Annotated in this window: 26 protein-coding genes; 10 read left to right on the forward strand and 16 right to left on the reverse strand. The window is 70.1% G+C overall.

Annotation, left to right across the window (positions count from 1 at the left end; all coding sequences use genetic code 11):
• Positions 1-19 precede the first annotated feature (19 nt).
• From AB0P17_RS02850 to AB0P17_RS02895, 10 genes are all read right to left on the reverse strand, one after another.
• Positions 20-283: a hypothetical protein gene (locus AB0P17_RS02850; protein WP_365806996.1), complete on the reverse strand. Its 264-nt coding sequence runs from the start codon at positions 281-283 to the stop codon at positions 20-22.
• 12 nt (positions 284-295) lie between these two features.
• Complete coding sequence (locus AB0P17_RS02855; RefSeq protein ID WP_365806998.1) at positions 296-1,201, reverse strand: peptidoglycan-binding protein; 906 nt, start codon at positions 1,199-1,201, stop codon at positions 296-298.
• A gap of 107 nt (positions 1,202-1,308) precedes the next feature.
• Positions 1,309-2,766, reverse strand: coding sequence for a phage tail protein (locus tag AB0P17_RS02860; protein ID WP_365807000.1), 1,458 nt, complete (start codon positions 2,764-2,766; stop codon positions 1,309-1,311).
• A gap of 55 nt (positions 2,767-2,821) precedes the next feature.
• A complete protein-coding gene (locus AB0P17_RS02865; protein ID WP_365807002.1) occupies positions 2,822-3,535 on the reverse strand; it encodes a hypothetical protein in 714 nt (237 codons plus the stop codon).
• Between the two features lie 4 nt (positions 3,536-3,539).
• Positions 3,540-4,658 carry a hypothetical protein gene (locus tag AB0P17_RS02870; RefSeq protein ID WP_365807318.1) on the reverse strand — a complete coding sequence of 373 codons (1,119 nt, stop codon included), beginning with the start codon at positions 4,656-4,658 and terminating at the stop codon, positions 3,540-3,542.
• 11 nt (positions 4,659-4,669) lie between these two features.
• Positions 4,670-5,806, reverse strand: a complete 1,137-nt coding sequence (locus AB0P17_RS02875) for a hypothetical protein (RefSeq protein WP_365807004.1) — start codon at positions 5,804-5,806, stop codon at positions 4,670-4,672.
• A 49-nt stretch (positions 5,807-5,855) separates the two neighbouring features.
• Positions 5,856-6,782, reverse strand: coding sequence for a phage tail protein (locus AB0P17_RS02880; RefSeq protein WP_365807005.1), 927 nt, complete (start codon positions 6,780-6,782; stop codon positions 5,856-5,858).
• Between the two features lie 49 nt (positions 6,783-6,831).
• Positions 6,832-8,127 (reverse strand): tape-measure protein, encoded by a 1,296-nt coding sequence (locus tag AB0P17_RS02885; protein WP_365807007.1) that lies wholly within the window; start codon positions 8,125-8,127, stop codon positions 6,832-6,834.
• Positions 8,124-9,320: a phage tail protein gene (locus AB0P17_RS02890; protein WP_365807008.1), complete on the reverse strand. Its 1,197-nt coding sequence runs from the start codon at positions 9,318-9,320 to the stop codon at positions 8,124-8,126. Before AB0P17_RS02890 ends, AB0P17_RS02885 begins: the two co-directional genes overlap by 4 nt.
• Positions 9,321-9,363: 43 nt before the next feature.
• Positions 9,364-10,044 (reverse strand): hypothetical protein, encoded by a 681-nt coding sequence (locus AB0P17_RS02895; RefSeq protein WP_365807009.1) that lies wholly within the window; start codon positions 10,042-10,044, stop codon positions 9,364-9,366.
• Positions 10,045-10,079: 35 nt separating this feature from the next.
• Here AB0P17_RS02895 and AB0P17_RS02900 point away from each other — a divergent pair, with 35 nt between their 5' ends.
• Positions 10,080-10,775: a hypothetical protein gene (locus tag AB0P17_RS02900; protein WP_365807010.1), complete on the forward strand. Its 696-nt coding sequence runs from the start codon at positions 10,080-10,082 to the stop codon at positions 10,773-10,775.
• 11 nt (positions 10,776-10,786) lie between these two features.
• Positions 10,787-11,164 (forward strand): hypothetical protein, encoded by a 378-nt coding sequence (locus AB0P17_RS02905; RefSeq protein WP_365807011.1) that lies wholly within the window; start codon positions 10,787-10,789, stop codon positions 11,162-11,164.
• A gap of 18 nt (positions 11,165-11,182) precedes the next feature.
• Here AB0P17_RS02905 and AB0P17_RS02910 read toward each other — a convergent pair whose 3' ends face one another.
• From AB0P17_RS02910 to AB0P17_RS02925, 4 genes are all read right to left on the reverse strand, one after another.
• Positions 11,183-11,545 carry a hypothetical protein gene (locus AB0P17_RS02910; RefSeq protein ID WP_365807013.1) on the reverse strand — a complete coding sequence of 121 codons (363 nt, stop codon included), beginning with the start codon at positions 11,543-11,545 and terminating at the stop codon, positions 11,183-11,185.
• Between the two features lie 65 nt (positions 11,546-11,610).
• Complete coding sequence (locus AB0P17_RS02915; protein ID WP_365807014.1) at positions 11,611-11,904, reverse strand: hypothetical protein; 294 nt, start codon at positions 11,902-11,904, stop codon at positions 11,611-11,613.
• Between the two features lie 80 nt (positions 11,905-11,984).
• Entirely contained in the window at positions 11,985-12,572 is a 588-nt protein-coding gene (locus AB0P17_RS02920) for a phage tail protein (RefSeq protein ID WP_365807016.1), read from the reverse strand.
• A gap of 143 nt (positions 12,573-12,715) precedes the next feature.
• A complete protein-coding gene (locus tag AB0P17_RS02925; protein WP_365807018.1) occupies positions 12,716-13,123 on the reverse strand; it encodes a hypothetical protein in 408 nt (135 codons plus the stop codon).
• 299 nt (positions 13,124-13,422) lie between these two features.
• Between AB0P17_RS02925 and AB0P17_RS02930 the strand changes: the two genes are divergently transcribed.
• Positions 13,423-13,722 (forward strand): hypothetical protein, encoded by a 300-nt coding sequence (locus AB0P17_RS02930; protein WP_365807019.1) that lies wholly within the window; start codon positions 13,423-13,425, stop codon positions 13,720-13,722.
• 113 nt (positions 13,723-13,835) lie between these two features.
• Here the strand turns inward: AB0P17_RS02930 and AB0P17_RS02935 are convergent, their stop codons facing one another.
• Both AB0P17_RS02935 and AB0P17_RS02940 read right to left on the reverse strand, forming a co-directional pair.
• A complete protein-coding gene (locus AB0P17_RS02935) occupies positions 13,836-14,027 on the reverse strand; it encodes a hypothetical protein (protein WP_365807021.1) in 192 nt (63 codons plus the stop codon).
• The gene (locus AB0P17_RS02940) at positions 14,024-14,851 is read right to left on the reverse strand and encodes a hypothetical protein (RefSeq protein ID WP_365807023.1); all 828 of its coding nucleotides are present in this window, start codon (positions 14,849-14,851) and stop codon (positions 14,024-14,026) included. The genes AB0P17_RS02935 and AB0P17_RS02940 overlap by 4 nt, the downstream gene beginning before the upstream one ends.
• A gap of 297 nt (positions 14,852-15,148) precedes the next feature.
• Between AB0P17_RS02940 and AB0P17_RS02945 the strand changes: the two genes are divergently transcribed.
• From AB0P17_RS02945 to AB0P17_RS02975, 7 genes are all read left to right on the forward strand, one after another.
• Positions 15,149-15,607, forward strand: a complete 459-nt coding sequence (locus AB0P17_RS02945) for a helix-turn-helix domain-containing protein (protein WP_365807025.1) — start codon at positions 15,149-15,151, stop codon at positions 15,605-15,607.
• 220 nt (positions 15,608-15,827) lie between these two features.
• Complete coding sequence (locus AB0P17_RS02950; protein WP_365807027.1) at positions 15,828-16,586, forward strand: hypothetical protein; 759 nt, start codon at positions 15,828-15,830, stop codon at positions 16,584-16,586.
• 278 nt (positions 16,587-16,864) lie between these two features.
• Entirely contained in the window at positions 16,865-17,236 is a 372-nt protein-coding gene (gene rpsL / locus AB0P17_RS02955) for a 30S ribosomal protein S12 (RefSeq protein ID WP_003948652.1), read from the forward strand.
• A 2-nt stretch (positions 17,237-17,238) separates the two neighbouring features.
• Positions 17,239-17,709: a 30S ribosomal protein S7 gene (gene rpsG / locus AB0P17_RS02960; protein ID WP_030351427.1), complete on the forward strand. Its 471-nt coding sequence runs from the start codon at positions 17,239-17,241 to the stop codon at positions 17,707-17,709.
• Between the two features lie 37 nt (positions 17,710-17,746).
• Positions 17,747-19,873 carry an elongation factor G gene (fusA, locus tag AB0P17_RS02965; protein ID WP_365807029.1) on the forward strand — a complete coding sequence of 709 codons (2,127 nt, stop codon included), beginning with the start codon at positions 17,747-17,749 and terminating at the stop codon, positions 19,871-19,873.
• Between the two features lie 158 nt (positions 19,874-20,031).
• Positions 20,032-21,225 (forward strand): elongation factor Tu, encoded by a 1,194-nt coding sequence (gene tuf, locus AB0P17_RS02970; protein ID WP_365807031.1) that lies wholly within the window; start codon positions 20,032-20,034, stop codon positions 21,223-21,225.
• Positions 21,226-21,461: 236 nt separating this feature from the next.
• Positions 21,462-23,039, forward strand: coding sequence for an alpha-1,2-mannosidase (locus AB0P17_RS02975; RefSeq protein ID WP_365807033.1), 1,578 nt, complete (start codon positions 21,462-21,464; stop codon positions 23,037-23,039).
• Positions 23,040-23,051: the final 12 nt, after the last annotated feature.

Below are 23,051 nucleotides of genomic sequence, written 5' to 3' on the forward strand. Positions count from 1 at the left end.
GTACCGGGCCGTACGGGGATTACCGTACGGCCAGTTCCCAGGCGGCGACGGCGAGTCCGCAGGTGGCCGTCAGCGCGGCGATGTTCGCCAGCGGCCAGCGGGAGCGCTCCAGGGAGTCCAGCCGGGCCTCGTGGTCGGCGAGCTGCCGGTCGGTCTGGTCGCTGCGCTGGACGAGCAGCGCGAGCGAGCCGTCGGTCCGGGCGAACCCCGCCTCCAGCGTGCCGCGCAGCCGCTCCAGTTCGACGGCGACGGCGACCGGGTTGTTCGGTTCGGTGTCGGTCATGGGCGCCCTCCTTCAGGTGGTGTACGGGACCTTCAGCGCGGTCCACGAGGTGGGGCCGGGGGTGCCGTCGGCATCGGCACCGCGGAAGCCGAGCTTGCGCTGCCAGGCCGCGTACGAGCGGCGGTCGGCCTCGGTCCACCGCGGGCCCGGACCGACCGCGTAGGCGGAACAGCCCTCGGCGACGAGCCGCCGCCCCATCGCCGTGATCACGGGGGAGCTGCGGCGGTCGGTGAAGAACGCGGCGCCGGGGAACGGCTGGTGGCGGGGGGTGGCGGGGGGCGTGGGCGCCGGTGGCGCGGGTGTCGCGCCGAGCCGGGCGGCGATCCGGGTGCGCAGGCCGGGCAGGGTGAATCCGCGCGGGTCGATCTTCTGGTCGGACCACTCGGTATGCCCGATCACGCTCCGCGCGCTCCAGCCGTGGGCGCGGCAGATCGCGGCCGAGACCCGCTCGATCGCGGCGAGCTGGGCCGCGGGCCAGGGGTCCTTGCCGTCGCCCAGGTTGACGCATTCGAAGCCGTAGAAGCGGGCGTTGCCGTCGGCGGCGCCGGCGCTCCCCTCGTGGTGGCGGGGCGCGGGCGGGCGTTCGCCGTAGTCCTCCGCGATCACCCGCCGCAGTACGGCCGGATCGCCGCCGCCCGCGTGGTTGGCGCGGCCGTTGCCGACCAGGTGGACGGTGCCGTCCTTGGCGATGACGCCGTGGCAGAGCGGCCCCGGCAGGGTGGCGTAGCCGTGATAGCAGAGGGAGACGGAGCCGGCGGTGCCGCTGGTGACGGTGTGGTGGATCATCACGCCGTTCAGCGGTCCCCAGGCTCCTTTGTGGTTGCGGTGGTGGGTGCGCCAGCCGGGGTGTTCGACGACGGTGACGCCCTCGGCGCGCAGGGCGGTGACCATCTGGTCGGCGGTGAGCGGGGTGGCCATGGGGGATTCCTTTCGGACGGTGTACGGCCCCCGGCCCGGACGCGCGTGCCCCGTACCGGAAGGGGCCGGTACGGGGCACGCGCGGGGCGGTCGGGGCGGGACGGGGGTCAGGAGAGGGCGGCCCAGATGGCGTTGGAGTCGGCGATCACGGTCGACGGGGTGAAGGAGGCCGGCAGCGAGGTCTGGCCGGTGACGTTCATCCGTCCGTGGCGGACGAAGGACCCCGGCATCCGGGCGCTCCCGCCGGGGGTCTGACCCATGCTGGAGCCCCGCATGAAGGCGGGGCCGCTGTTGCTGGGGTTCGGCCCGTTGACCAGGAGGGCCACCCAGTAGTTCCCGGCGGCGGCGTTGTACGCGCCGGTCAGCGGTATGACGACGGTCTGCCCCTCGGTGGCCTTGATCGGTGTGGTCAGGGGAGCGGTCAGGCCGACGCGGGTCCCGGCCGCCGTGTACAGCCCGGCGAACGAGCTGGCGCTGAGGCCGGTCCCCGCGTAACCGGGCACGTAGAAGACCACGTTCCGTACGGTGGTGGCCGCGTGCAGCGGGATCCCGATCAGGTACACCCAGCCGTTGATGCAGTACTGCACGGTGCTGCCGGAGGCCGCCGCCGGGTCGAACGCCCAGCCGGCGAAGCCCATCGCGGCCGGGGACCAGGTGCCCGCCCCGGCGACCGTGTCCAGGTATCCGCGCCGGACCAGATGGTCGGCGCTGGAGGGACCGGCGGTGGTGGCGGGCGGGACCGCGAAGGTCTTGGTGCCCTGCACCGTCTGGTTCCCGTCCAGCAGCACCGCGCCGCCGGCCGGGACGGCGCCCACGTCGCCGGCGGTGAGCGCGACCGCGCCCGTCCGTTCGTTGACGGAGGTGACCGGCGCGCCGTCCAGCGGCAGATAGCGCAGGTCGGCGGCGGGTGTGTCCAGGGCGCCGACATCGGCGGCGGTCAGGACGACCGCGCCCGTTCTGCCGTTGACGGAGGCGACCGCTCCGCCGGAGGCCGCGGGCAACTGGCCGGGCGGCACCAGCCCGTCCGCGCCCAGGGTGGCCACGCCGCCGCGGGCGCCGGCCGCGGTGGCCGGTACGGCGGCCACGTCGGCGGCGGTGAGAACGATGTCGGCCTCGCCGCGCCCGTTGACGGAACGTACGGCTCCGGGTTGCCCGGCGGGCCCCGCGGGTCCCGGTTCCCCGGCGGGCCCGGCCGGTCCCGGTACCGCCACGTAGTCCGGGGTGGCCGGGTCCGCCGGGGCGAGATCGGCGAGGTCGACGCGCTCCTGGCCGGCGGCGAGCACGATCCGGTACGTGCGGGGCCGGGACAGGCCGCGCAGCTTCTCGGTGACGGTGTACGTCCACCCTTCGGGGTTCCAGCCGGGGCCGTCGGTGGCGGGCAGCACGACCCGGATCGCGCCCTCGTCGTCCAGCGTGGCCCGCGTCGGCCCGCCGAGGAAGAGATCGGCCTCGGCGTGGGTGAGGAGGACCGGCGGCCGGAACTCGACCTGGCCGGTCATGGGGTGGCCGTCCGGCGTCAGATAGCGCGCGGTGACGGCCACCGTGGGAATGGATTCGGGCAGCACTCGGGTGCCTCCTTGCGAAGAGGAGTGATGGAGGGGCGGGCGTGCGGCCGTACGGTCAGGACTGCACGCCGTACAGGGCGAGGGGCCGGCAGCGCACGGTGCCGCCCGCCGCCAGGACCCGCGCCTGCACCTCGAAGGTGACGGCAGCGTCGTACGCCGCGTTCAGGACGGCCGTGAACTCCAGGCCGCGCGCGTCGCCCACCGGGCCCACCGGCACGCCGTCGGCGAGCAGCCGCAGCTCGGCGTCCCCGGCGCTCTCGGCCGCGATCCGGCAGTACAGCCGCGCGTGCTGGGCGATGCCCGTGCCCCGGTACAGCGTCGTCCAGCCGGTCGCGCCGGTGGACTCCCACCGGTCGGCGGCGACCGGCTGCGGCAGCGGGTAGGGCACGTAGGGCCGGGCCAGCCCGTGTCCCACGGCGTCGTCCGCGACGACCACATTGCCCTTGCGGTCGAGGATCTGGACCGGCTGGACGGGCAGCGTGTCGGGGGTGCCGGTCCAGACGGTCAGGGCGAGGGAGCCGTCGTCCCTCCGTACCATCAGGCCCTGCTGCGGGGACTCCTCGGCGCGGTCGGGCTGGACCCGGCCCAGATAGAGCAGGTCGTCGCCCTGGCCGGTGCGCACCCGCAGTCTGCCGCCGTCGCCGATGACGACATCGCCGCCCATGATCTGGTTCATCGCCGGGCGGGTGTTGGCGCTGCCCATCAGGTCGCGTACCTGCCGCTCCAGAGTGCGGATCCGGTCCAGCAGGTCGATGGGGATGATCGCCACGGTGTCACACCCCTTCCAGGTAGAGCGTGGCCGTCTCGGGCTTCGCCCGCTGCGGCGGATTGACGGCGAGCCCGACGACCCGGAACCGGGTGTCCGAGCCGCCGGGGTGCCACAGGTCGTGGACGCGCAGCCGGATCAGGGCGCCCATCAGCGCGGGTGTGATCCGGCCGTCCATCCACACCGTCAGCTCCGGGATCGTCTCCGGGCGGCGGTGCCGGGAGAGTTCGGCGCGGGCGAGGGAGCCGAGCGCGGCCGCGTCGTTCACCGACGTGTGGTCCGAGGTCTGCTCCAGCCGGGGCCAGCCGCCCGCGATGTCCTCGTCGCTGACCACGCGCACGGTCAGCGGCTCGGATTCCTGCGACTGGTCGCTGTTGCCCGATTCACCGCGCGCCACCCACACATTGGCCTGCACGGTCGAGTCCGACGGCAGGCTGTAGGTGTGCACCGGACCCGGATGATCGAGCACGATCTCCGTACGACCGGTGGTGATCACCGGATGGCCGAGCTGAAGGTGTTTGACGCGCCTTCCTTCCGCGTCCCGGTAGCAGTGGATCCGCCACTCGAATCCGTCGTCGAACTGGCAGAGCTTGTCGAGCAGTTCCCTGACCCGGGCCAGCCCGCTGTAGGCGTACGCGAAGTCCCTCCGCACCCCGGACGCCTCGGTCCCGTAGCGGATCCCGATGTCGCCGCCGGGCTGCTCCTGTACGTGGTCGATCAGCAGCCGGACGATGTCGAACTGCTCGGTGCCCGCCCCGACCAGATCGCCGGAGAGGATCCGGTGGTCGAGGTACGAGTCGAAGGTGCCGGCCTGGAACTGGACGGTCAGCCGGCCCTGTTCGTCCATCTGCGGGGTGCTGGTCCACAGCACCCCGCCCCACCAGATGTCCCCGTTGCGCTCCAGCCAGACCGCCGTGCGGCCGGGCACCAGCGCGGCCCGCGTCCGTGCGGCGAGGGCGGCGTCGGGCAGCGGGATCGTCGCGGAGAGGGAGCCGGCCTTCCCGATGAAGTCGTCGAACTTCGCGTCGGTGAGCGGGAGTACGTCGAGCACCTGGTCGGTGCGCAGATCGCAGAACAGGGCGCGGTACACGGCGGTGCCGGGGGTCCTGAGCGCCCCCGAGTCCATCGTCACCGGCGTCACAGGGCGCCCTCCGCCGCCTCGTAGGTGAAGCTGCCGGAGATCCGCATGCCGGCGGCCCAGGGCCACGGGGTGATCGCGTCCACGATGCCGCCGTACGGCAACGGCACGGTGCCGGACGAACCGGAGGCGAGCTCCAGCTCCATGGTCCTGGGGTTGGTGATCCGGACCCGGCACGCGTACCGCTCCTTGTTGGTCGCCCCCAGGAGTCCGGCGAAGCCCACGGCCTGCGCGAGGTCGGCGGCGGCCACCGGCAGGGTGAAGCGCCAGTTGTCGCCGGAGTCGCCGCCGCCGAACCGGGTGGTCGAGCCGAAGACGATGTCGAACGAGCCGTGCACCACGGTCCCCGTCTGGACGTAACGGCACGTGAGCGCGGTGTTGCCGAAGGACGGTGTCGCCACGCCGGTGGACGTCGTCCAGACCGGGGTCCAGTTCCGCCACCGCGGCAGCGGCGGGTACGGCTGCCAGGCGGCGCCGTCCCAGCGCTGGAGGCCGCCGGCACCGGTGTCCCGGTACTGGCCCGGGTAGGCGCCGGGAATGTCGCGGGCCCACTCCTCGGGCAGGATGCCGCCGACCGCGACGGTGGTACGGCGCAGATCGGAGACGGCGGAGGTCCAGTCGATCCCGCCGCTGCCCGCCGAGGCGCCCGCCGGGACCCGGACGGTGGCCAGCGGCAGGGCGGCGGCCGGGAGTGCCGGGGCGCTCGGGTTGGGGTCCGGGGCGCCCTGGACGATCTCCAGCGCGGCCTCCGTACGCTCGCCGCCGTCCTGGGTCCCGTCGTACACGCGCAGCACCACGAGGTCGATCCGGGGGTTGGCCGGGTCGCCGTCGGCGAGGAGGAGCGGGGTGTACTCGGTGACGGCGACGGGGTAGGAGCCGGCCGTCTCGCTGCTGTGGACGACGGCGCGGCCCGAGGCGACGGTGGCGGTCATCCCGGCCGACTCGCCGTACACGTACAGCCCGGACAGGACGTACCTGCCGTCCGGCGAGCCGGGGAGCACGCCGCCGCGGGTGGTGAGCTGTCCGGTCGGGGTCATGGCGCCGAGCGGGGCGAGCCGGGTGTCGGTACGGGACTGACCGGTGGCGCCGGTGCCGTCGGCGGAGCGGTTGAGCAGCCATGCGGAACGGATGGGCATGAGGTCTCCTCTGCGGGATGGGTGGGGTGGTGGCGGGTGGGGGCTCGTGTCACCAGTGGGAGTGGCGCCAGCGCACGGTCGCCTGCGCGGCCGGGGCCGGCGCGGCGTCCTCGGAGCGGAAGGCCAGCGAGGTCTCGCCGGGCTCCAGGAGGAACAGCTGCTCCGGGGCCGAGGCGGCGGTGGCCGTGTAGAGCCGGGAGGCGGTGCCGTTGAGGACCACCGTCCCGGTCCAGGTGTCCACGGTCAGGACGTCGTCGGCGGCGAGGGTGATGTCGTACTGGAGGCGGCGGCCGTCGGACAGCCGGGTCAGCGAGGGACGCCGCACCGGGCCGCGGAACTCGATCAGCGGATGGGCCGCCGTGTCACCGGAGTTGACGGCGGTGAGGGCGCCGTTCGTACCGGCCGTGCCCCAGTCCAGCGGCCAGTCCAGCCCGCCGTCCGGCCATTCGAGGCCCGGCTCGGCGGCGGGCAGGCCGGTCCGTGCCGCCTGCTCGTCCGTACCGAAGCGGCGCGGATCGGTGGCCGTCCACTGAAGGCTGGTCTTCGACGTGCCGTTCAGTTGGAAGGAACGGTCCTGCGGTACGACGCGCCGGCTGATCCGGGCCCGTACCGCCAGGGTCTCCCCGTGCAGCCGGACCGCGAGCCACCGTTCGGCGCCGTCCAGCCCGGTGCCGGACCGGAACTCGCCGAGGGTGGTACGCGCCTGCGTACGGGACGCGGGCAGCAGCCAGACCGTCGCGTCGATCAGCCGGGGCTGCGCCCAGCGTGAGCCGGGCCAGGAACCGTGCTGGTCGGGGCGGGGTACGTCACCGATGTCGATGCCGGGCAGATCGTCCCAGCCGCTGAGGCCGGCGCGGTCGATCTCGAACGGGGTACCGGGGCCGAGCAGCAGTCCGGCCCACTGGATCTGCCCGTCGCGGGTGATCAGTGAGCCGGGGGAGGGATCTTCCTGGTACGTGGTCGTGGTCTCGGCCATGGGCCGTCACCTCATTTCGTAAGGGAGCCGTGGGTTCTTCCGCCCCTGGTCACGCGGCGGCCGTCCGGTTCAGGAACAGCAGGTCCCCGGCGATGACCAGCGCGCTGCGCCCCTCGGGCTCGTGGTAGCAGGGCAGGACGGCGCGGTGCGCCGGACGGCCGGGCGGCCCACGGTGTCCCGGCTCGGCCGGCCGCAGCCGGTCGAGCGCGGAGAGGGGGAGCACGGCGGGGTGCGGGCCGCCGGTGGCGGGCAGGACGATGCCGCCCTCGGCGAGTTGGGGGATCTTCGGGAGGTCGACCCCGAACTTCTTGCCGAGGATGGAGAAGCTGAGGCCGTTGAGGCCGTCGATGACCCAGTTGGCGAACGAGATCAGGCCGTTCAGCGGGCCCTTGATGACACCGAGCAGGTTCTGCATCGCGCTGGTGACGAAGTCGCCCAGGCCGCGCAGGGTCCGGGACATGGCGTCCTTGACCCGCTGGAAGCCGCGCGGGATGTCCCGGGTGATCCAGTCGATCACCGGCCGGACCGCGGATTTCAGGCCGTTCCACGCCGTACGGATCAGCCCGGTGAGGGCACGGGTCGCGGTGGAGACGGCGCTCCGGGCGCGTTCGAAGCCCTGGGAGAGCGCGGGGCCGAGCACCTTCAGCACGCCGCCGATGACGGTGCGTACGGCGGAGAAGGCGGTGGCGACGGTCTTCGCGTACAGCTTCACGACGGGCGCCAGGAAGGCCCAGATGCCCTGGACCACCTTGAGCGCCTGTTCGAAGACCTGCTTCATGATCCGCTGACCGGCCTGGGAGTTGACCGCCAGATCGATCAGATACGCGGCGAGCGGGGTGACCAGACCGATGACGAAGCCCCACGGGCTGGCGCGCAGGGCGACATTGACGGCGGTCATGGCCCCGGTGGCGACGGTGAGCCCGGTCGCGAGCGGCCCCATGACCTTGCTGATGGTGCCCGCGCCGGAGCCGAGCCGCCCCGCCAGTCCGCCGAACAGCCCGGCGCCGGTGGCCAGGGGCGACAGCGCCCCGGCGACGCCCTTGGCCCTGCCGCCGCCGGTACGCACGCGTGAGGCGGCGCTTCCGGCCGACCCGCCGGCCCTGGCGAGCGACTGCCCGGTGGTTCCGGCACGCTCCTTGACCTGCCGGAGTCCGCTCGCGGCCGGGGCGGCGCCGGACGTGATCCGGCCGGCCGCGGTGGCGCACCGCTGAACGCCCTGCCGTAGCGACTGGAGCGCGTGCCCGCCCTGGCCGAGCTGGGCACGGAAGGCGGCGAGGGCGGGGCCCACACCGGCGAGCGGATCCCGGGCGGCTCCCGCGGCGGGGCCGGCCGCCGCGGCGCTCATCCGCGTGCCTTGGACAGGAACATCAGCGCCATCGCGGTCTCCCGGAGGTCACTGCTCGCCGCCTCGTGGTAGTTTTCGATGAGCAGTCCGCCGCCCACGGCCCCGGCCCCGAACGCCTGGGCCCGGCCCTGCCGCGCGGTGTGGCGCAGCAGCCGGTCGAGCTTGGACAGCGGCAGTACGGCCTCGGCCTCCCCGGCCTCGGCGACCAGCGCGGCCACGCCGCCGCGCCGGGGGGTGACGATGCCGCCCTCGGCGAGCCGCGGGATGGTCGGCAGGTTCACCCCGAAGGTCTTGCCGCCGACACCGGGGACCCAGCCGGGGATCGAGACCTTGATGCCGTTGAGCTTCCTGATCGCGGAGTTGATCAGGTCGATGACTCCGTTGAGCGGTGATTTCACCGCGCTCTTCACGGAGTTGAAGGCCCGGGAGGCGATCCCCTTGAGGCCGCCCCAGATGCTGGAGAGCTTGCTCTTGACGGTGCTGAACGCCTGCGGGACGACGTTCCTGATCCAGCTGACGACGGGGGAGATGACCTTCTTGACGCCGTTCCAGACGCTGGAGACCACGCTCTTGACGGCGTTCATCGCCGTGGTGATGACCTTTTTCCAGGCGTTGAAGTACGTCTTGATGACGGTGCCGACGGCCTTGACGACGGTGGAGACCGCCGTCTTGATCCCGTTCCAGACCGACTTGATCAGCGAGCCGGCCTTCTTCATGATCGGGCCGATCGCGTTCATGACCGCGCTGATGACCTTCTTGATCGCGTCGAAGGCGGTCTTCATGATCTTCTGCATGGTCTTGGAGCGGGCGGCGGTCTCGACCACCTTCTCGATCAGCGGGGCGAGCAGTCCGAGCAGTACGCCGATGAAGTTGCCCTTCATCGACTTGTTCAGTCCGTTCATCCCCTTGGACGCCTTGTCGGCCCCGGACTTGAACTTCCCGACCTGCGTCCCGCCCTTCTGCCCGGCCTGCCCGGCCTTGGTGAGCGAGGTGGCGGCACCGTCGGCCCTGGTCCTGAGGGTGCTCAGCTCGCGGGCGGAGGACTGGGCGCCCACCTGAAGCTTCTTGAGCCCGGCTTCTCCGGATGTGGCCTTCTGCCGGAGTCCGTCGGCGGCGCGGCCGGCCTCCTGGGCCCTGTCCTTGAAGCCCCTGAGTGTGCCGGAGGCTCTGCCGAGGGATTGCACCAGCGACATTTGTCTCTCCTCTTCCTCGTGGTGGAGTCGGATCTCGGCCCATTCATCCCAGGGCGGCTACCAGGGCGTCGATCCGCGTGTGGAGACTGTTGAGTTCCCTGGCGGTGTCGTGTGCCTGAGGAATGGAGCCGGGCGAACGCGGAACGGCTGTCGCGACCTGGTTCCGCGTATTGCTGTAGGAGGTGTTGGTGGCCGCCAGCCGCCGCTCCACGAGGTCTATCCTTCTGTTGAGGTTCCTCCGGAGAGTCGCGATCCGGTTGTCCAGTGCCGAGAAGCGCCGATTCAGCGCACGCTCCGCTTTCTGCTCGGCCGTCCGGAACCTCCTTTCGGCGGTGTGCCGTCTGGTGGCCGCATTGGCGAGGCGAAGAGCGAAGCGATTGAATTTTTCGGTAAGGTCCAGCACGGTGAAGTCGTATTTTATGATGGTGGTGGCGATCATGGTGCCGGTCACTGCGGTCACGAGGCCCATGATTTCGGGGGTTTTGAACTGCCGTATATCCGGGGTCCAAGTGGATTTCCCCGCCTCTTCGATGGCGCTGTCCACATAGTTCTTGAGCTGCTTCTCGTACGTCTCTGCCTCGGACTTTTTCTCGTCCTTCTTCTTCTCTTCCAGGAAGGAGAATTTATCCTTGTCGAGTTTTTGCTGTATACGGGTCGAGAGTTGGGTATCGGCGGCGGTGAGGTCTCTTCTCAGCTGGCTGATCTGCTCTTCCGCAGTGGTCATGGTGGGATTCCTGCCCTTCTGGTACCGTCCGGCCCATGAGTAAATCCATGGGGGGGCCTACCAAGCCGGAAGATGCTCAAGGGGGCGCACCCGCGGGGCATCTTTTATCAATATTTGCGATATTTGTCACCTATTGGGGCGTTACAGTCACTTTGGGGCTCTTTTGGGTCCTGGCGAACCGTGGAAATTGTGGCTATCGGTTCGGTCCCGCCTGTCAGTCGGGTCAGGAATATCTGTCTCTGGGACCCGCCGCTCTCATTGCCGGCATATTGCTCGCCGGGAAGCTCACCGAGAGGGTGGGATGGCAAGGGCCGCTCTCGCCCTTCATCGGGGTCTCCTTCTTTTACGGCTCCGGTGGGGCTTCCATTGCGTTTCTGTCGGGTATTACGCAATCGGGCCGTTTTCTCTGGGTGCTGCTGCCGTTCGGTCTCCTTTCCCTCGGGGTTTTTGTTTTCCTGGTCCATGGTTTTCTGACGGGGCATCGGGGGAGTTTCAAGGAGAAACTGCGCAGTTATTTCTGGATTCTGGAGGAACTTCCGAGCCAACAGGGCAAGCGTAAGCGGATCATGCGTGAAAGGGGATTCCCGGTGGAGCGGGGGGAGCATGGCCTGCTTGTTCCCGAGACCCCGAGGGAGAAGGCTTTCTGGCGCCTCTTCGTGATCGAATCCTGTGTGGCGGTGGTGGCCGGCTGTGTTGGGGCGCGAATATCGATCGATCTCTTCATGGGGTGAGTGCTCGCGCAATGCTTTACTGGGTAATTTTCAGCGGTTCAGGCTTCTTCTGTTTCGGGATGGCCCTGGTTATTTCGGACCTGCGCGGCATCAAGCGCCGCGAGCGGGCCTTCGCCACCTGTAAAGGGACCAGGCCGGATGATTTTGGTGCGACGATCTACGAGATGGGGCCGGTCGTACGGAACGGGAAGGTTGCCGAAGGGTCGGTGCGAGGGAAATCCCTGGGGATCCGTGTCGGAGATCGGGTCGAAGTTGTTTATGACTCGAAGTATCCGCATCGAATGTTTCTCGCGGACCGGCCCCCTCGCCTTCCAACACTCCCGGCTGCTGCTTTCTTTGCGATCGCCGGAATGCTGGTGGCGCTGTACGGAGTTATTCGCTACGGATGAGGTGGTCGCCTGTGATCGTCAGTGGAAGAAGCGGGTGAGGTCGGCGTGGGTGGGGGGTTCCGGAGCCGGCGGTGGTGAGGGGTTCGTGGGTTCGCCGGGCGGAGCGTGGCCGGGATGATCGCCGGGGCGGTCGCCGGGGCGGGGGACGGGGAGCGGGGGTTCCGGGGCGTCGGCGGATTCGTCGGTGTTGACCGTGGCGAACATCCAGTTGGCTGCAGCCAGGTGGTCGACCGCGGCGGCGAGGAGGTGGTCGGTGACCGACCATTCGGCTTCCTCGCCGTGGAGTGCCAGGGTCAGGGCGCTGTCGCGTGGCATGTGCTTGACCAGCACCGCGAGCCGGCGGCTGGTGAGCCGGCCGCGGTGCCAGTCGAGCAGGTCCACGCCGTAGTGCCGGAGGAGGTCGGCTTCGAGGGCCTCGGCGTGTTCGTCGACGAACGCGACGAGGCTCAGCCTTCCCCCAGGCCGAGCCCGGTCTCCTTGCCGTACGCCTCCAGGATCGCGGCGATGTCCTGGACGGTGATGTCGTGCCGGGCGAAGCGGGTGAACTGCTGCTCTCCCAGGAGGAGTTCCAGCAGGCCGTCGACGTCGTTGTCGTCCAGGCCGCGCAGGGCCTTCGCGGTGGCGCGGCTCAGCTCGGTGGGGAGTTCGAACGTGTCGCCGTCCAGCTCGAACGACCAGGTCCGGCCGAGCGCTTCGAGGCGCTGGGCCCGCGCCGCGTTGACGTTGAAGGAAGTCGTCATGGGTGTCTCCTGCCGATGAGGGGGTGGGGTGGGACGCGCAGGGAACGGGGGCGGGGCCGTTGGGCCCCGCCCCCGGGTTCTCAGGCCACCGGCGACGCGTACGCCGGGTCCTTCATCAGGAAGGTGGCCAGCGGCTCGCCCTCCTTCGCGGCGAGCGCGGTGAACGTGACGCCGAGCAGCGCCGCGGCCTTCCGGGCCAGCTTGATGTCGTCCGAGGCGGTGACCTGGCCGCGCGGGATGACGAAGCGGTACGTCACGTCCGTACCGTCGGTGAACTCCAGGCCGAGGGCGCGCTCGTCGAACTGCGGGCCGTCCGAGATGGCGTACGAGAAGACGCCCTCCGCGTTGGCCACCGGCTCGACGGCGTCGCCGCCCATGAAGAACGGCAGCGTCGCCTCGTTGAACTGGAGCATCGAGAACTTCAGCGTCAGGTCGCGGTCCGCGTAGATGAACCGGGCCGGGCTGACGGACTGCCAGGTCTCCACCGGGTCGAGCTTGTCCTTCTTGGCGAAGGTGACGCCGTCGGTGGAGGTGTAGCCCAGGTCCTTCCACACCTGGGGGTCCCAGTCGGTCGCGAAGTTGGCCGGCGCGCTCGCGCCCGCCTCGGCGACGAAGAGCCGGCCGGTGCCGGCGATGCGGATCTGGGAGGAGTCGTTCGCTGATGCCATGAGGGCTCCTTGGTGAGGTGTTCGTGTGTGTGAGGTGGTGTTGCCGGATGGGTGGTGCTGCCGTGGGTACGGCAAAGGCCCCGCCGGATCGGCAGGGCCTTGTCTGTGGGGCGTACGTGGCGGAAGGGCCGGGTCGGTCCGTGTCAGTCCGTACGCATCGAGAACCGCAGCACGCAGAGGTAGCGGTTGGCCGCGGGGTAGAGGTATTCGGGCAGCCAGCGCGGTCCGTCCGCCTCGACGACATCGGAGATGGTCGTGGGGCCGTACCGGGTACCGCGCGCCTTGAGGAGTTCGGCCCGGGCCGCGTTGGCCAGCAGATGGGCCGTGGGCTTGTCCGGCCCGTAGCACTCCAGCTCGATCAGCGGCAGGTCCATGTGGAGGTCGTCGATCCAGGCGCCGCCCCTGCGGGAGACGATCACGGCCTTCTGGGTGCCGTCGAAGCCGGGCGGCGGGGTCTCGTCCACCGTCGCGTCGGCCAGTTCGGGCCGGTCGGAGAGAAGCTCCACGACGATGGCCTCCACATCGGGAAATGTATTGGGGGGAGTGCTCATGACGGGATATCACTCCTGTTCGTAGGGGTCGGGCCGAAGGCGGATCCGGAGCCGGTGCCGGAGTCGGAGTCGGATCCGCCTCCGGCCCGGGAACGCCAGCGGCGGAGCTGCACCCCGGAGGGAGGTGGGCACAGCTCCGCCGCTGCACCCATTGTGATCCATGACGAGCGAGAGCGCAACTAGTTCGCGTGAGCGCGCAATTAGTGACGGTCCGGAGCCGATCACGTTCACAGTGGTCACTCAGGGCTTGTGGGCGATACGCTGCGTATCGAACATGTATTCGAGAAGGTGGCGGTGAGATGAGCGAGGAGTACGAGAGTGACGCACAGAAGCGGCTTAGCGAGATCGTCGGTGTGGTGGTGGAGGTCGCGGCAGAGGCGGGTGAATCCGGGACCTACACCGGCGAGACGGCCCGGACGCTCACCGCGGTGGCCGTGAAGGTGGGGGCCCGGATCGCCGTCGAGGCGGAAGTGCGCGGATTCACCGGCGGCTGGCAGGAGGCCGTCGTTCTCCTCGGTACGGGGGCGCCGGCGCCCCTCCGCGCGGACTCGGCCGCTCCTGAGGGGCCTGACGAGCCGCGCGGGCCCGCGGCGCTCTGACCCGGCCACACCGAAGAGCCGACCGCCCTCCCTCGCGCTGTCGCGAGGAGATGAAGGCGGCCGGCTGGACTTGCCGTTCGGGTCAGGAGGCCGGGTCTTGGTCAGGGGGTCGGTTACGGCCGGCGTCCGTGCGCCGCGCGTTCCGCGGCGAATACGTCCTCCAGCCGGTAGAGCAGGGTGCGGCCACGGCTTCCGGCCCGTGCCAGATGGCCGAGCTGGACCCACTTGCGGATGGTCGCCGGGGCCACCTCGACCTCACCGGCCGCCAGCGCGCCCGTGATCAGTGGTGTCGTGGAGGCGTTCACCGCGTGCTCCCGTCCGCCGGGTCCTCCGACACCGCCCCGGTCATCTCCCGCGCGTCGCCGCCGGTCGCGGCCGCGAGCCGCGCCCAGGAGTCCCGCTCCCACAGATGCCGGTAGGCCGGATCCGTGCGGCAGTCGCACTCACCGGCGTCGCACCGGCAGGCCGGGTTGACGCAGAGCACCGCCCCGCGGGACGGGAACGCGCGCAGGGAGACCGAGTCGCACCACGGGCAGCGGCCGCCCACCCGCGCCATCGGTTCCGTATCGCCGAGCGCGCGTCCGCAGCGCCGGGCCATGCGGCGGGTCTCGTCCCTCACGTGCGCCGCGAGCACCCGATGGGCGGCGATACGGTCCAGCAGCCGGGCCAGCCGTCCCAGCCGCTCGGGCACCGTCGCGCGGCGCGGGCGGCCGAGGCCCAGCTTGTCGTGGACGGCCTCGTCCAACTCGACGACTCCGTCGGTGATGTCGCGGATCGCGTCCGAGATGTGCAGCCGCAGCGGGGCGGCGGAGTGGCCGGGAACGGTGAGGCCGTGGCGCTGCTCGACGAGCAGGGCGTCCGCGCGCTCGGCGCGGATGCGTCCGGACTCCGCGGCGAGCCGGTCCGGGGTGCGCTGCGGGCGGTCACCGGCCGTGGTGGCCCCGGGGCCGGAGCCGGAGCCGGAGCCGGGGGCCAGCTCGGTCAGCAGCTCCGGGAACTGACGTGTCAGTACGTCCAGCCAGAGGGCGGCGGCGTCGGCCGCGGCCCTGCCCGGGCGGGCGCCGGCGGTGGTGTCGGCGGGGTGGCCGGGGGTGTCGTAACGGCTGGTGGTGTGGCTGGTGACGGGCATGGGCGCTCTCCCAGGGCAGACAGGGCCGGGCGTATGGAAGTGGGCGTATGGATCCGGACAGGCGGATCCGGGGCCGGCGGCAGGGTGGTGACCTCATGGTCACTCCGTGTCGTGACACCGACCCTGGCATGTTGCGCGCTCGCGCGCAATCAACTTGGAGTGTGAGTTCCTGAGGCGACAGTGATTCAGTGGGATGAGGTCTTTGCTGAATCCGCACACTTGGTCTCTTACTCGTGCATAATTCCGTGCGCGCAAGCGCGATACGCTGGTTCGGCTTCGGAGGGAGGCACTCCACCCATGACCACCAGTGACCTTGATCAGTTCGCCGCCTGGGTCGAAGAGCTGATCCGTCGTCGCGGCTTCGACATCGACAGTCCGCGTGGCGGAGGCAAGTCCCGGCTGGCCGACGAGGCCGGAGTGCACCGGGCGGCCATCACCAGACTTCTGCACCGCCAGAGCATGCCGGACCTGGAGACGACCCGGCGGCTCGCGCGGGTGCTCGGTGTTCCGGTACGGGACATGCTCATCCGCTCCGGCCGGCTGACCGAGAGCGACCTGCCCCTGCCGGATCCGCAGCGGCTCCCGGGCGACCCGGGGTCCGGCCCGCACGAGGTGCGCCGGCTCACCATCGAGGAGGCCGCGATCGGGCTCGGTGTACCGGAGGAGCAGCGGGAGATGTTCATCAGGATCGCCGGGCAGTTCCTGCCGCCCCCGGCGGCCCGTGGCACGGACCGTACGCCGCTCGCCTCCGAGTGACCCGGGGGCGGGTCGGCCGGGCGCGGGGCCGGGGTCCGGGGCGTCCCGATCCGCTCTCCCTCCGGGCTACGGTCGGGTAGTAGGGTGATTCGGCCCGCGCGCGAGGCGAAAGAGGGACGGTGCGGTGGCCGAGGGGGAGGGAAAGACCCGGCAGCGGCGTGCCGACAGGCGGGGGCGCGGCAAAGCCGACCGCGTGAAGCCGCCGGGCCCGCCGAGTCCCGTGAATCCGCCGGCCTCAGCGAACCCGCCGAAACCTCCGGCCTCTGCGAATCCGCCGAATCCGTCGGTCACCGCTCATCCGCCGAGCCGTGGGGGCGCGCCGAATCCGTCGGCACCCTCGGCGCCGCTGGAGTCTCCCGAGTCCGGGGAGTCCTCGGAGCGTGCCCGGTCGGCCGACCCGGAGGCGGCGCTTCGGCGCCTGCTGGCCCGGCTCCACCAGCGCCTGGAGCGCCATCCGCCGGAAGATCTCCTGGTCCTGGCGCGTGACGAACTGGAGGAGCGGGAGATCAAGGCGTACGCGGACGGCTGGCGCGATGCCGTGGCCACGTACGAGTCCGCGCGGGAGCGGGCCGGCGCCCGGCCGGGGCCGCCGCGGCTGAGGCTGGTCCACCGGGAGAGCGCGGACCGGGGGGCGCCCCCGGACCCGGTGGCGGCGCAAGCCCCGGACCCGGCGGAGCCCCCGGACCAGGACCCGGCGGCGACTGCGGACCAGAACCATGCGGCGCCCCCGGACCGGAACCACGCGGCGACCCCGGACGCGGCTTCGCCCCCGGCGCCGCGCGGTGACGCTTCCCGGCCCGCCGCCGGTCTCGTACCGAAGAACCCCAGTTCGCGCGTGCCCACCATTCCCCGCCTCGGCCCTCCCCGTAGCCTGGGGAAGCGGGTGCGGCACGGGCCGGCCGGCGAGCCGCCCCGCTCCCGGGGCCGCCCCGGGGAGCGTGACCCCGAGGAGCCGTCCCCGAGCCGTCCGGATGGCTGAATCAGGCCTGGTCGTGAGGACCGTCCCGCGCGTGCCCCGTGCGTGGGCATTTGTTTTGACCGGAGTCGATGAGGTAGGTACGCTCAGACCTTGTGCCTGGGGTGTGCCTGGGCTCCTGTGCGTGTCCTCAGCCGCACGAGGAGTTCGAGTACGGGCCACCGCAATCTGCGCCTTCCTCGTTCTCGGCGAGGGCTTTGCAGTATTCGACACACCCGACCGCGTGGGTCGGTGGTGTTCCAGGTTAGTTCCACTGACGGCACACAGAAACCGGAGAAGTAGTGCCTACGATCCAGCAGCTGGTCCGGAAGGGCCGGCAGGACAAGGTCGAGAAGAACAAGACGCCCGCTCTTGAGGGATCCCCTCAGCGCCGCGGCGTCTGCACGCGTGTCTTCACGACCACCCCGAAGAAGCCGAACTCGGCGCTCCGTAAGGTCGCGCGTGTGCGTCTGACCTCCGGCATCGAGGTCACGGCCTACATTCCGGGTGAGGGACACAACCTGCAGGAGCACTCGATCGTGCTCGTGCGTGGTGGCCGTGTGAAGGACCTGCCGGGTGTTCGGTACAAGATCATCCGCGGTTCCCTCGACACCCAGGGTGTCAAGAACCGCAAGCAGGCCCGCAGCCGCTACGGCGCCAAGAAGGAGAAGTAAGAATGCCTCGTAAGGGCCCCGCCCCGAAGCGCCCGGTCATCATCGACCCGGTCTACGGTTCTCCTCTTGTCACGTCGCTGATCAACAAGCTTCTGCTCAACGGCAAGCGTTCCACTGCCGAGCGGATCGTGTACGGCGCCATGGAAGGCCTCCGCGAGAAGACCGGCAACGACCCGGTCATCACGCTGAAGCGCGCGCTTGAGAACGTCAAGCCCACGCTTGAGGTCAAGTCCCGCCGTGTCGGTGGCGCCACCTACCAGGTGCCGATCGAGGTCAAGCCCGGTCGCGCCGCCACCCTCGCCCTGCGCTGGGTCGTGGGTTACTCCCGCGCCCGTCGCGAGAAGACGATGACCGAACGCCTCATGAACGAGCTGCTCGACGCCTCCAACGGTCTCGGCGCCTCGGTCAAGAAGCGTGAGGACACGCACAAGATGGCCGAGTCCAACAAGGCCTTCGCGCACTACCGCTGGTAGTCGCACCCACATCGAGACCGAGAGAAGACTGAGCCTTATGGCCACCACTTCGCTTGACCTGGCCAAGGTCCGCAACATCGGGATCATGGCCCACATCGACGCGGGCAAGACGACGACCACCGAGCGCATCCTGTTCTACACCGGTGTGAGCTACAAGATCGGTGAGGTCCACGACGGCGCTGCCACGATGGACTGGATGGAGCAGGAGCAGGAGCGCGGCATCACCATCACGTCCGCCGCGACGACCTGTCACTGGCCGCTCGACGACGTCGACCACACCATCAACATCATCGACACCCCGGGTCACGTGGACTTCACGGTCGAGGTGGAGCGTTCGCTCCGCGTCCTCGACGGTGCCGTCACCGTGTTCGACGGTGTCGCCGGTGTGGAACCGCAGTCCGAGACCGTTTGGCGCCAGGCCGACCGCTACGGCGTGCCGCGCATCTGCTTCGTCAACAAGCTCGACCGGACCGGCGCGGAGTTCCACCGCTGCGTCGAGATGATCGAGGACCGCCTCGGCGCGGTCCCGATCGTCATGCAGCTTCCGATCGGTGCCGAGATGGACTTCAAGGGCGTCGTCGACCTCGTGACGATGAAGGCCTTTGTCTGGTCCGCCGAGGCCGCCAAGGGCGAGATGTACGACGTCGTCGACATCCCCGCGACGCACACCGAGGCGGCCGAGGAGTGGCGCGGCAAGCTGCTCGAGGTCGTCTCGGAGAACGACGACGAGCTGATGGAGCTGTACCTGGAGGGCGTCGAGCCCACCGTGGAGCAGCTCTACGCGGCGATCCGTCGTATCACCATCGCCTCCGGCAAGTCCGACGGCACCACCATCACCCCGGTCTTCTGCGGCACCGCGTTCAAGAACAAGGGCGTCCAGCCCCTGCTCGACGCGGTCGTGCGCTACCTCCCGACCCCCCTGGACGTCGAGGCCATCGAGGGCCACGACGTGAAGGACCCGGAGAAGGTCGTCGCGCGCAAGCCCTCCGTGGACGAGCCGCTGTCGGCGCTGGCGTTCAAGATCATGAGCGACCCGCACCTCGGCAAGCTCACCTTCGTCCGTGTGTACTCCGGCAAGCTGGAGTCCGGCACCGCGGTGCTGAACTCGGTGAAGGGCCGCAAGGAGCGCATCGGCAAGATCTACCGCATGCACGCGAACAAGCGTGAGGAGATCGAGTCGGTGGGCGCCGGCGACATCGTCGCCGTCATGGGCCTGAAGCAGACCACCACCGGTGAGACGCTGTGCGACGAGAAGAGCCCGGTGATCCTGGAGTCCATGGACTTCCCGGCGCCGGTGATCGAGGTCGCGATCGAGCCCAAGTCCAAGGGTGACCAGGAGAAGCTGGGTGTGGCCATCCAGCGGCTCGCGGAGGAGGACCCCTCCTTCCAGGTGCACAGCAACGAGGAGACCGGCCAGACCGTCATCGGCGGTATGGGCGAGCTCCACCTTGAGGTGCTGGTCGACCGCATGCGGCGCGAGTTCCGCGTCGAGGCGAATGTCGGCAAGCCGCAGGTCGCCTACCGTGAGACGATCCGCAAGACCGTCGAGCGCGTGGACTACACGCACAAGAAGCAGACCGGTGGCACCGGGCAGTTCGCCAAGGTGCAGATCATGATCGAGCCCATCACGGACGGCGACGTCCCGTACGAGTTCGTGAACAAGGTCACCGGTGGGCGTATCCCGAAGGAGTACATCCCTTCGGTGGACGCCGGTGCTCAGGAGGCCATGCAGTTCGGCATCCTGGCCGGTTACGAGATGACCGGCGTGCGCCTCACGCTCCTCGACGGTGGCTACCACGAGGTCGACTCCTCCGAGCTGGCCTTCAAGATCGCCGGTTCGCAGGCGTTCAAGGAAGCCGCCCGCAAGGCGTCTCCCGTACTCCTCGAGCCGATGATGTCCGTCGAGGTCACCACGCCCGAGGACTACATGGGTGACGTGATCGGCGACATCAACTCCCGCCGTGGGCAGATCCAGTCCATGGAGGACCGGGCGAACGCCAAGGTCGTCAAGGGTCTGGTGCCGCTTTCGGAGATGTTCGGCTACGTCGGAGACCTCCGCAGCAAGACCTCGGGTCGCGCAAGCTACTCGATGCAGTTCGACTCCTACGCCGAGGTTCCCCGGAACGTCGCCGAGGAGATCATCGCGAAGGCCAAGGGCGAGTAACTCGACCGAGTTGACGCTTTAGGCTTGTCACCGGCAAGCCCTGGGGCCTTCCCGCCGTACCGCTGAGTACGGAGGGGGAGCCCCGGGCCCCGGCATCCCAGCAAAGATCACCTGGCGCCGATGAGTAAGGCGTACAGAACCACTCCAGGAGGACCCCAGTGGCGAAGGCGAAGTTCGAGCGGACTAAGCCGCACGTCAACATCGGCACCATCGGTCACATCGACCACGGTAAGACGACCCTCACGGCCGCCATTACCAAGGTGCTGCACGACGCGTACCCGGACCTGAACGAGGCCTCGGCCTTCGACCAGATCGACAAGGCTCCTGAGGAGCGCCAGCGCGGTATCACGATCTCCATCGCGCACGTCGAGTACCAGACGGAGTCGCGTCACTACGCGCACGTCGACTGCCCCGGTCACGCGGACTACATCAAGAACATGATCACGGGTGCGGCGCAGATGGACGGCGCCATCCTCGTGGTCGCCGCCACCGACGGCCCGATGCCGCAGACCAAGGAGCACGTGCTCCTGGCCCGCCAGGTCGGCGTGCCGTACATCGTTGTCGCGCTGAACAAGGCCGACATGGTGGACGACGAGGAGATCCTTGAGCTCGTCGAGCTCGAGGTCCGTGAGCTGCTCTCCGAGTACGAGTTCCCGGGCGACGACCTGCCGGTCGTCAAGGTCTCCGCGCTCAAGGCCCTTGAGGGCGACGCCGAGTGGGGCAAGACCGTCCTCGAGCTGATGAAGGCCGTCGACGAGTCCATCCCGCAGCCCGAGCGTGACGTCGACAAGCCGTTCCTGATGCCGATCGAGGACGTCTTCACGATCACCGGTCGTGGCACCGTCGTCACCGGTCGTATCGAGCGTGGTGTCCTCAAGGTCAACGAGACCGTCGACATCGTCGGTATCAAGACCGAGAAGACCACCACCACGGTCACGGGCATCGAGATGTTCCGCAAGCTGCTCGACGAGGGCCAGGCCGGTGAGAACGTCGGTCTGCTCCTCCGTGGCATCAAGCGTGAGGACGTCGAGCGCGGCCAGGTCATCATCAAGCCGGGTTCGGTCACGCCGCACACCAGCTTCGAGGCCCAGGCCTACATCCTGTCGAAGGACGAGGGTGGCCGTCACACCCCCTTCTTCAACAACTACCGCCCGCAGTTCTACTTCCGTACCACGGACGTGACCGGCGTCGTGACCCTCCCCGAGGGCACCGAGATGGTCATGCCGGGCGACAACACCGTCATGACGGTCGAGCTGATCCAGCCCGTCGCCATGGAGGAGGGCCTCAAGTTCGCCATCCGTGAGGGTGGCCGGACCGTCGGCGCCGGCCAGGTCACCAAGATCAACAAGTAATTGCTGATCTGATCCGATCGGACTTGATCCGGTCCGATCTGACCTGGTAGCTCCTCGGAGCAACCTACGGAAGGGCCCGTACGACTTCGGTCGTACGGGCCCTTTCCGTTGCACGCTCCGCCGCGGGGCACCGAGTTGATGTTCCGGGCCGTTGTCAGTGGGCCCCGGTACGGTTCTGGGAAATGCCGCCGGCCGCGCGTCGTACGGGCCGGTACCGCACGACGCTAGGAATGCTCATGGAACCGGTCTTCGCCGACTTCTCCACCCGCCCGGCCAGGCTGTCGAACGCCGTCGTCGGTCACCACCGGTGCGGCATCGCCTCCTCGCATCTCGCGCTCGGCGCCGGCGGGTACATCAAGCTGGACTTCACGGTGGACGAGCGGGAGGACATCGCCGAGGCGGTCGTCACGGTCACCACGCTCGGCGGCGACGCGCCGATGGACGTCCGGCTCAACGGCAAGGTACTCAGCGGCGAGGAGTCCGGCGGCCCGTCGGCCGCTTCGGCGGGCCCGGGTCACGGCGCGCCCCAGGAGACCGTGCTCACCCTTCCGGGCGATCTGCTGGTGCCCGGCGACAACATCCTGGAGATACGCAGCCCGCGGGACGCGGAGGCGCTGCTCCGGCTGCGTGGCGTCACCGTGGACCCGGCGCACGACAGGGGCCGGGCCGAGCGGGCGCTGGCGGCCAGGACGGCCGGCCGCTCGGTCCTCGCGTTCAGCACCGAGCGCCGCGCCCGCGGCGCCGTCGCGTGGCAGCCCGCTCCCCGGCTCCTGTTCCACCTCGACGGCGGAGAGCGGGCCGTCCCCGCGCATCTCGGCTGGCGCGGCGCCGACGGCTCGGAGGCGGCGATCGGGCTCCGCACCGACCTGTCGGGGTTCGAGGGGCACTGGCGGGCCGCCGACGGGGCGCCGGCCGAGTACCGCGGCACGCTCATGGAGCGCTCCGCCTACCCCGAGGGCACGGCCGGCACCCCGCTCCACCTCTTCTCGACCGAGGAGGCCCGGGGCGAGAGCTGGGCCCCTTCCGGGGAGCTGAGGCTGCTGCTCGACGCCGGTGGGGCGCCCTTGGAGCGCGTGTCCTGGACCGACCGGCGCGGCAACACCGCGTCCATCACGCTGAGTTCCGCGGCCCCCGCCCCGGAAGCGGTCACCACCGGCGAGCTGCGCGACGTCACCCGTATGGTCACCGACGTACGGGCGAGCGAGGAGTTCGAAGCGGGCGGAGAGGTCGCGGAGAACCTGCTCCGCGGCTCCCGCGGCAAGTGGCTTGCGCACGAGGAGACCGCCGAGATCGAGTTCGTCCTCGACGCGCCCGCCGCGGTCTCGGCCTACCGGCTGACCTCGGCGAACGATGCTTCGGAGCGGGACCCGCAGGACTGGGAGCTGGCCGGCTCGTACGACGGGCACACCTGGTCGGACCTGGACTCCCGCCGTGGTGAGCGTTTCCGGGGGCGCCACAGGACGAACGAATACCACTTCACCAACACCACCCCGTACACCCGCTACCGCCTCTCCATCAGCCGTAACGCGGGCGGCGACGAGACACAGCTCTCCCGGGTCGAATTCCTCGCGGGCGAGACCACCACGCACCCGACCCCCGACGCCGCGGACTTCACGGGCTACCGCACGCCCGCCGGGGGCGAGCCCACCGGATACCGGGGTACGACCGTCCCCGGCCCGTGGTCGGACGCGGAGCCGATGGACGGTCATGTGGAGGAGCTGCTGGCCGGTGAACTGGGCGAGACGGCCCGCACCCTGGACGATGCGGCCCGGCTCATCGGCAAGCTGGCGGCCTACATGAGGAATTCCGGGTGAGGAGCCCAGGAC

This window comes from Streptomyces sp. NPDC088124 (genome assembly GCF_040685895.1).
Lineage (GTDB): Bacteria > Actinomycetota > Actinomycetes > Streptomycetales > Streptomycetaceae > Streptomyces.

What these genes read in the sequence shown, in the direction of transcription:
- AB0P17_RS02905 (WP_365807011.1), top strand. Translation starts at nt 10,787, where the DNA reads ATGCTTTACTGGGTAATTTTCAGCGGTTCAGGCTTCTTCTGTTTCGGG.
- AB0P17_RS02890 (WP_365807008.1), bottom strand. Translation starts at nt 9,320, where the DNA reads ATGTCGCTGGTGCAATCCCTCGGCAGAGCCTCCGGCACACTCAGGGGC.
- AB0P17_RS02925 (WP_365807018.1), bottom strand. Translation starts at nt 13,123, where the DNA reads ATGAGCACTCCCCCCAATACATTTCCCGATGTGGAGGCCATCGTCGTG.
- AB0P17_RS02850 (WP_365806996.1), bottom strand. Translation starts at nt 283, where the DNA reads ATGACCGACACCGAACCGAACAACCCGGTCGCCGTCGCCGTCGAACTG.
- AB0P17_RS02885 (WP_365807007.1), bottom strand. Translation starts at nt 8,127, where the DNA reads ATGAGCGCCGCGGCGGCCGGCCCCGCCGCGGGAGCCGCCCGGGATCCG.
- AB0P17_RS02975 (WP_365807033.1), top strand. Translation starts at nt 21,462, where the DNA reads ATGGAACCGGTCTTCGCCGACTTCTCCACCCGCCCGGCCAGGCTGTCG.
- AB0P17_RS02855 (WP_365806998.1), bottom strand. Translation starts at nt 1,201, where the DNA reads ATGGCCACCCCGCTCACCGCCGACCAGATGGTCACCGCCCTGCGCGCC.
- AB0P17_RS02870 (WP_365807318.1), bottom strand. Translation starts at nt 4,658, where the DNA reads ATGGACTCGGGGGCGCTCAGGACCCCCGGCACCGCCGTGTACCGCGCC.
- AB0P17_RS02880 (WP_365807005.1), bottom strand. Translation starts at nt 6,782, where the DNA reads ATGGCCGAGACCACGACCACGTACCAGGAAGATCCCTCCCCCGGCTCA.
- AB0P17_RS02940 (WP_365807023.1), bottom strand. Translation starts at nt 14,851, where the DNA reads ATGCCCGTCACCAGCCACACCACCAGCCGTTACGACACCCCCGGCCAC.
- AB0P17_RS02895 (WP_365807009.1), bottom strand. Translation starts at nt 10,044, where the DNA reads ATGACCACTGCGGAAGAGCAGATCAGCCAGCTGAGAAGAGACCTCACC.
- AB0P17_RS02900 (WP_365807010.1), top strand. Translation starts at nt 10,080, where the DNA reads ATGAGTAAATCCATGGGGGGGCCTACCAAGCCGGAAGATGCTCAAGGG.
- AB0P17_RS02930 (WP_365807019.1), top strand. Translation starts at nt 13,423, where the DNA reads ATGAGCGAGGAGTACGAGAGTGACGCACAGAAGCGGCTTAGCGAGATC.
- rpsG (WP_030351427.1), top strand. Translation starts at nt 17,239, where the DNA reads ATGCCTCGTAAGGGCCCCGCCCCGAAGCGCCCGGTCATCATCGACCCG.
- AB0P17_RS02875 (WP_365807004.1), bottom strand. Translation starts at nt 5,806, where the DNA reads ATGCCCATCCGTTCCGCATGGCTGCTCAACCGCTCCGCCGACGGCACC.
- AB0P17_RS02915 (WP_365807014.1), bottom strand. Translation starts at nt 11,904, where the DNA reads ATGACGACTTCCTTCAACGTCAACGCGGCGCGGGCCCAGCGCCTCGAA.
- AB0P17_RS02945 (WP_365807025.1), top strand. Translation starts at nt 15,149, where the DNA reads ATGACCACCAGTGACCTTGATCAGTTCGCCGCCTGGGTCGAAGAGCTG.
- AB0P17_RS02920 (WP_365807016.1), bottom strand. Translation starts at nt 12,572, where the DNA reads ATGGCATCAGCGAACGACTCCTCCCAGATCCGCATCGCCGGCACCGGC.
- fusA (WP_365807029.1), top strand. Translation starts at nt 17,747, where the DNA reads ATGGCCACCACTTCGCTTGACCTGGCCAAGGTCCGCAACATCGGGATC.